Annotated in this window: 8 protein-coding genes; 6 read left to right on the top strand and 2 right to left on the bottom strand. The window is 66.8% G+C overall.

Annotation, left to right across the window (positions count from 1 at the left end):
• Window positions 1–4: 4 nt before the first annotated feature.
• Window positions 5–985, top strand: coding sequence for a signal recognition particle-docking protein FtsY (gene ftsY / locus B0E41_RS00270; protein ID WP_077327435.1), 981 nt, complete (start codon window positions 5–7; stop codon window positions 983–985).
• 17 nt (window positions 986–1,002) lie between these two features.
• Here ftsY and B0E41_RS00265 read toward each other — a convergent pair whose 3' ends face one another.
• Entirely contained in the window at window positions 1,003–1,209 is a 207-nt protein-coding gene (locus B0E41_RS00265; protein ID WP_077327441.1) for a zf-HC2 domain-containing protein, read from the bottom strand.
• Window positions 1,210–1,217: 8 nt separating this feature from the next.
• On the bottom strand, window positions 1,218–1,793 hold the full coding sequence (locus B0E41_RS00260; protein ID WP_077327432.1) for a sigma-70 family RNA polymerase sigma factor: 576 nt from the start codon (window positions 1,791–1,793) through the stop codon (window positions 1,218–1,220).
• Window positions 1,794–1,868: 75 nt separating this feature from the next.
• Here B0E41_RS00260 and B0E41_RS00255 point away from each other — a divergent pair, with 75 nt between their 5' ends.
• From B0E41_RS00255 to B0E41_RS00235, 5 genes are all read left to right on the top strand, one after another.
• On the top strand, window positions 1,869–2,411 hold the full coding sequence (locus tag B0E41_RS00255; RefSeq protein WP_077327429.1) for a redoxin domain-containing protein: 543 nt from the start codon (window positions 1,869–1,871) through the stop codon (window positions 2,409–2,411).
• 123 nt (window positions 2,412–2,534) lie between these two features.
• On the top strand, window positions 2,535–2,816 hold the full coding sequence (locus B0E41_RS00250) for a DUF2282 domain-containing protein (RefSeq protein ID WP_077327426.1): 282 nt from the start codon (window positions 2,535–2,537) through the stop codon (window positions 2,814–2,816).
• 37 nt (window positions 2,817–2,853) lie between these two features.
• Window positions 2,854–3,741: a DUF692 domain-containing protein gene (locus B0E41_RS00245; RefSeq protein WP_077327423.1), complete on the top strand. Its 888-nt coding sequence runs from the start codon at window positions 2,854–2,856 to the stop codon at window positions 3,739–3,741.
• Window positions 3,738–4,604, top strand: coding sequence for a DNA-binding domain-containing protein (locus tag B0E41_RS00240; protein WP_077327421.1), 867 nt, complete (start codon window positions 3,738–3,740; stop codon window positions 4,602–4,604). Before B0E41_RS00245 ends, B0E41_RS00240 begins: the two co-directional genes overlap by 4 nt.
• Window positions 4,601–5,006, top strand: a 406-nt coding sequence (locus B0E41_RS00235; RefSeq protein ID WP_077327438.1) for a DoxX family protein, incomplete at its 3' end; no start/stop codon positions are given. The genes B0E41_RS00240 and B0E41_RS00235, both read left to right, overlap by 4 nt.

Raw genomic sequence — 5,006 nt, 5'->3', positions numbered from 1 at the left:
CCCCATGGCAGCCCCCGCCGCTGCGCCGGCGGCCCCCGTCGCCATCCCGGTGGCAGCACCCGCAGCCACCGAACCGGTCACCGTGACGCGCAAGGGCTGGCTCGACAAGCTCAAGGCCGGCCTGCGCAAGACCGGCTCCAGCATCGCCACCGTTTTCACTGGCACGCAGATCGACGACGCGCTCTACGAAGAGCTGGAGACCGCGCTGCTGATGGCCGACACCGGCGTCAAGGCCACCGAACACTTGCTGGCCGACCTGAAGCGCCGCGTGAAAGAGAGCAAGACCACCGACCCGGCCGCTGTGAAAGGCCTGCTGGCCGAAGCCATTGCCCACCTGCTCACGCCACTGCAAAAGCGGCTGGTGATCGGCGAGCACAAACCCACCGTGATCATGGTCGCAGGCGTGAACGGCGCGGGCAAGACCACCTCCATCGGCAAGCTCACGCGGCACTTGGCCAACGAGGGCGCCACCGTGCTGCTGGCTGCGGCCGACACCTTCCGCGCCGCGGCGCGCGAGCAGCTCGCGGTCTGGGCCGACCGCAACACGGTGGAGATCATCACGCAAGAGGGCGGCGACCCGGCTGCGGTGAGCTTCGACGCCGTGAGCGCGGGCAAGGCACGCGGCAAGGACGTGGTGTTGGTGGACACGGCCGGCCGACTGCCGACGCAACTGCACCTGATGGAAGAGCTGAAGAAGATCAAGCGCGTGGTGCAGAAGGCCGATGCGTCCAGCCCTCACGAGGTGCTGTTGGTGATTGACGGCAACACCGGGCAGAACGCGTTGATGCAGGTGAAGTCGTTTGACGAAGCGCTGGGCCTGACTGGCCTGATCATCACCAAACTCGACGGCACCGCCAAGGGCGGCGTGATCTGCGCGATTGCACGCGAGAGGCCCGTGCCGATCTACTTCATCGGTGTTGGTGAAAAGCTGGAAGACCTGGAGACCTTCGATGCGAAGGAATTCGCGCAGGCCCTGTTGAGTTGAGGCCCAAGGGGTGCGCCCTATTCGTCGTCGGCGCCGTAGTGTCGCCACTGCTTCATCGCGTTGCGCATGGTCAACACCTGGCGCTCAAACACCGGGCAGGCCTTGCAGAGGGCCATGTGCATGCGCAGCGCCAGCTGCTCGGTCAGCGGCAGCTCGCGGTCTTCCCGGGCGATGAGCAAGGCGGTCACTTCCTTGCAGGAACGCATGAGGGGCAGTTTGTTCATCACGGTGTTCATCGGGCAGCGAACCAGTGGAGTTCCAGGCATTCGCGCAGGCGCAGGCGGGCGCGGTGCAGCTGGACGTAGAGATTGGTCGGCGTCAGCGCCAGTTCCTTACAGATGTCTTCGCTCGACATTTCCAGCCACTCGCGCATGAGGAACAGCCGCCCTTGCACCGGCGGCAGTTTCTGGGTGCAGGCGTCCATCACCGCCATGAACTGGCGGCTCTTCAGTTCCTGCTCCGGGTTGCCCCAGTCGGCCGGCTTCTCCGCAAAGTGGCCGTCGGCCTTGAAGGCCATGTGCTCCAGCGGGTCGGCGTTGTCGTCGTCCGAGCCACTGTCCAGCGCCACCTCACGCTGGCGCTGGCGTATCGCGTCGATGATCTTGTGTTTGAGGATGCCGACGAGCCAGGTCTTGAGCTGCGAGCGCGCTTCGAACGCCAGCGGCTTGGCCAACGCGGCCAGCAGCGTTTCTGACACGGCGTCTTCGGCCCAGGCGTCGTTGCGCAGCTGCAGGCGCGCAAAGCGCATGAGGTAGCTGCGCTGCGCGACCAGTTCGGTTTCAAAGGCGGTGGGGTGTGCGGCGGGCATGAGAAAGCGGTCGGATGGGTGCCGAGTGTAAGAAATGCGCTCAGCGCCGGACCAAACCGCAGAAGGAGAAGCCCCATGCACCCTGTCCCCAACACACCCCTTGCCGACCGCCGCCAGTGGCTGACGCTGGCGCTGATAACCGCGATCACCCCACTGAAGGCCTTTGCCGCCGGGACCGATTCACCCACCACGGTCGCACCGACGCCCGCACTGGAAGGAACCAACTTCAGCGGACAACGGATCCAACTCGCGGACCACCGCAACCGCGTGGTGCTGGTGTTGTATTGGTCTACCGGTTGTGCGGTGTGCCGCGACAAGATGCGCGAACTGCGCGCCAACCTGATGGGCTGGCACAGCCAGGCTTTCACACTGATCGGCGTGAACATGGACCCCAGGCGACAGGACTGGATCGACCACGAACGGCTGGTCGCGCAGACCGTTCCGGTCGTTCAGCGCTTCCCGTCGGTCTGGGCCGGCGACGCCGATTTCCGCGACACCATGGGCCGGCCAGAACAGCTGCCCGGCGCCCGCCTGATCGACAAGACCGGGAAGCTGGTCGAGACCTACCGGGGACGCATCCCGGCCGAGGCCTGGGATCGCATCGCCGAACTGCTGTGACCACGATCAAAAAATTTTCACTGCCGCTGTAAGAAGAATGCCACTCGCCAGACTCACCTCTAACCGCCAGGCGCTGCCCTCGCAGACCGACGGTTTCAACCCACCTCAACAGGAGCCATTGAAATGAACCAACGCACCATGATCGCCGCCGCCGCCACCTCGCTGATGTCGCTCGCCCTGCTGTCCTCGCCCGTGATGGCGCAGAACGCCGCCAAGGAAAAATGCTTCGGCATCGCCAAGGCCGGCCAGAATGACTGCGCCAACCTCTCGGGCTCGCACTCCTGCGCCGGCCAGTCCAAGGTCGACATGGGCAAGGATGAGTGGAAGTACGTCGCCGCCGGCACCTGCAAGACCATGAACGGCATGAGCATGGAAGAAGCCAAGATGGGCATGAAGAAGTCCTGATCTGCACCGCGTTTCTCGCTTGAAAAAGTCCGCCACCATGACCGCCCCCGCTCACGGGCACACTCCCGCAGCGCCCGAGCTGGGCATCGGTTGGCGGCATCCCCATTACGCGGCGCTTCTGGAGCAGCAGCCCGCCCTCGACTTCATCGAAGTCCATTCCGAGAACTTCTTCGCACCCGGTGGCGCCGCGCTCGCGGTGCTGCGTGAAGGCCGCGAGCGTTACCCCGTCAGCCTGCACGGCGTGGGCCTGTCGCTGGGCTCGGCCGTCGGCGTCGACGACTGGCACCTCGACCAATTGGCCCAACTGGTGAGCACCATCGACCCCGTGCGCGTGAGCGACCATGCCAGCTTCGCGCGTGGCCCCAGCGCCCACGCGGCCGACCTGCTGCCCGTGCCCCTGAACCACGTTGCGCTCGACGCCATGTGCGCCAACGTGAACCGAGTGCAAGACCGCCTGCGCCGCCCCATCGCCGTGGAGAACCTCTCGGCCTATGTGCAATGGGCGGGTGCCGAGATGGACGAGCCGGCTTTTCTGAACACGCTCGCCCAGCGAACCGGCTGCCGGCTGCTGGTGGACGTGAACAACATCTATGTGAACGCGCTCAACGCGCAGCTGCGCGGCGAGACGGGAGACCCGCTGGACCACTGCCGGCACTGGCTCGACGCCATCGCCCCCGCCCATGTGGCCGAGATGCACCTGGCCGGCCATGTGCACTGCGGCGACATCGTGATCGACGACCACGGCAGCCGCGTGGTGGATGCCGTCTGGGCGCTCTACCGCCACGCGGTGCAGCGTTTTGGCGCGGTGCCGACGCTGATCGAGTGGGACACCGACGTGCCCGAGCTGGGTGTGTTGCTCGACGAGGCAGCACGCGCGCGTTCCGTGGCCCAGCAGGCACTGGCACCGCTGGAGCTGGCCGCATGAACACGCCGTCTTCGTTGTCGCTGGTGCACCAGCAGCAAGCCCTGTTGCAGGCGCTGTTTGTGCGGCCCGGCACAGCGGACGCCGACACCGCTGAGACGCAACTGCGGAGCCTGCTCAATGCACGCAGCACGCAAGCAGCGCGTGGCCTCGCCGCCTACAAAACCAACGGTCACGCGCTGGCCGAGCGCTCACTGCTCGCGGCCTATCCGGTGGTTGCCGCACTCATCGGCGCTGACAACTTCGCGCTGCTGGCGCGCGACCTGTGGCACAGCCATCCCCCACAGTGCGGCGATCTGGCGCACTGGGGCGACGCCCTGCCCGGCTTTCTGCAGATCAACGAACAGCTGGCCGATGCGCCCTACCTGAGCGATGTGGCACACGCCGAATGGGCGCTGCACCGCGCCGCAGGCGCACCCGATGCCCAACCCGATCTGCCCAGCTTCGCGCGCCTGGGGCAGGAAGACCCGCAGGGCCTGGCGCTCACCCTCGCACCCGGCACCGCCGTGGTCGCCAGCCCCTACCCCGTGGCCAGCCTGATCACCGCGCACCTGCACGAAACGCCCAGCCTCGCCGATGCCGCGAAGCGCCTGCGCGATGGCCAGGGCGAATGCGTGCTGGTGTGGCGCCAGGGCCTGCGCCCGCGCATCGCGGGCATCTCGCCGACCGCCGCGGCCCTGGTGCAAGCCCTGCTGAGTGGTGCCGATCTGCCGCAGGCGCTCGATGTGGCCTGCGCTGACACAGATCCGGCCGAGACATTCGATTTCTCCACCTGGCTCACCGCCGCCGTGACCGATGGCTTGGCCATCGGCGTGCACAGCCTGGCCCATTCACTCCCCAACACCCCCACGGAGACCACCCCATGATCACCCCCTTGCTGCACAGCGGTCTCACCGTCTGGCGAACCTTCACCGCCGCCCTCGACGGCGCCCGCCCGCTGGCCGCGCTGGTGGCGCGCGCCCACATCGCCCAGGTGTTTTTCCTCTCGGGCCTGACCAAGATCCGCGACTGGGACACCACGCTGCTGCTGTTCACCGAGGAATACAAAGTGCCCCTGCTGTCGCCCGAAGTGGCAGCGGTCATGGGCACAGCGGGTGAGCTGGTGCTGCCGGTGCTGTTGCTGTTCGGTCTGGCCGGTCGCTTCGCGGCGCTGGGCCTCAGCGTGGTCAACGTCATGGCCGTGCTCAGCCTGAGCGACATCGCGCCCGCCGCTCTGCAGCAGCACATCACCTGGGGTGTGCTGCTCGCCGCCCTGGCGCTCTATGGCG

Origin of the sequence: Hydrogenophaga sp. A37 (assembly GCF_002001205.1) — a bacterium.
Classification (GTDB): Bacteria; Pseudomonadota; Gammaproteobacteria; order Burkholderiales; family Burkholderiaceae_C; genus Hydrogenophaga.
This window is presented reverse-complemented; position numbering and strand designations above follow the sequence as displayed.

Excerpts from the sequence above, each read along its gene's own strand:
- B0E41_RS00260 (WP_077327432.1), bottom strand. The coding sequence starts at position 1,793 with ATGCCCGCCGCACACCCCACCGCCTTTGAAACCGAACTGGTCGCGCAG.
- B0E41_RS00255 (WP_077327429.1), top strand. The coding sequence starts at position 1,869 with ATGCACCCTGTCCCCAACACACCCCTTGCCGACCGCCGCCAGTGGCTG.
- B0E41_RS00265 (WP_077327441.1), bottom strand. The coding sequence starts at position 1,209 with ATGAACAAACTGCCCCTCATGCGTTCCTGCAAGGAAGTGACCGCCTTG.
- B0E41_RS00250 (WP_077327426.1), top strand. The coding sequence starts at position 2,535 with ATGAACCAACGCACCATGATCGCCGCCGCCGCCACCTCGCTGATGTCG.
- B0E41_RS00245 (WP_077327423.1), top strand. The coding sequence starts at position 2,854 with ATGACCGCCCCCGCTCACGGGCACACTCCCGCAGCGCCCGAGCTGGGC.
- ftsY (WP_077327435.1), top strand. The coding sequence starts at position 5 with ATGGCAGCCCCCGCCGCTGCGCCGGCGGCCCCCGTCGCCATCCCGGTG.
- B0E41_RS00240 (WP_077327421.1), top strand. The coding sequence starts at position 3,738 with ATGAACACGCCGTCTTCGTTGTCGCTGGTGCACCAGCAGCAAGCCCTG.